Annotated in this window: 1 protein-coding gene; it reads right to left on the bottom strand. The window is 73.6% G+C overall.

The genetic code is table 11. The features are described 5' to 3' along the window. Positions 1 to 76 precede the first annotated feature (76 nt). On the bottom strand, positions 77 to 1036 hold a 960-nt coding region (locus tag AB0O00_RS41365; RefSeq protein WP_363659808.1), incomplete at its 5' end, for an MFS transporter.

Raw genomic sequence — 1036 nt, 5'->3', positions numbered from 1 at the left:
GTGCCTGACCACCGTGTCGTCGGCCGATCGGTGCCACAACACCCGAACGGCTTTCCCCCTGAGCCCGGGTCGGTGGTCAGTACGGCCCGGCTCCGGCGCGCGGATGCCGGGGCAGGGCTGCGGCGAGCCGGACCAGGGCGAGTGAGAGCGCCGCGCAGACGCCGAAGCCGGCCTGGAAGCCCCCGGTCGTGTAGTCGGCCGATCCGGAGACGGCGACGACCACCGCACCGATGACGGCCACGCCGATGGCCGCCCCGGCCTGGGCGGCGCTGCCGAGGATTCCCGACACCTGCCCGCGTTGTGCGTCCGTCACCAGGTTCTGCGCCACCGTCACGGCGGTGTTGTAGAGGGCCGGGACCGACACGCCGTACAGGAGCAGCGCCGGGAGCAGGAGCGCGAAGGAGTGCGCCGGTGCGGCGAGGGCGAGCCAGGTGAAGGAGACCAACGCGGTCAGCGCGGCGACGAGGGCGGGCCGGCGGGCCCCGACGCGGTCGACGATCCGGCCGTTGACCGGGGCGACGACGATGATCGGGCCCAGGGCCAGGGTCAGCGCCAGCCCGGCTGCGAACGGCCTGAGCCCGGCTTCGTGTTGGAGGAACAGTGGGACGAAGACGATCAGGCCCAGGTACACGACGTAGACGAGGAAGACCATGCCGACCGCGCACGCGAGCGCGCCGCGGCGCAGCAGCGTCAGATCGAACAGCGGCGCAGGCCGCCGCCGCTCGGCCAGGACGAAGACGGCGAGCAACAGCACCGCCCCGACGGCCAGTAGCAGGACGGCCGGTGAATCCCAGCCCAGGGCTGGTCCTGCCATCAGCGCCACCACGAGCGCCCCCAGCCCGGCCGCACTGGTGAACAGCCCGACCAGGTCCACCGGTTCGTGCCGCCGGGCCTGCGGGTCCGGGGCGAGGGCGAGGGCGGAGACCACGCCGACGGCGCAGGCGAGCGGCACGTTGACCCAGAACACGGCCCGCCAGCTCACCTCCTGGGTGAGGGCGCCGGTCACCAGCGGCCCCACCACGTAGAACACGCTGGC

It is taken from the genome of Kitasatospora sp. NPDC093558, from assembly GCF_040683475.1.
In the GTDB taxonomy this organism is placed as follows: domain Bacteria; phylum Actinomycetota; class Actinomycetes; order Streptomycetales; family Streptomycetaceae; genus Kitasatospora.
This window is presented reverse-complemented; position numbering and strand designations above follow the sequence as displayed.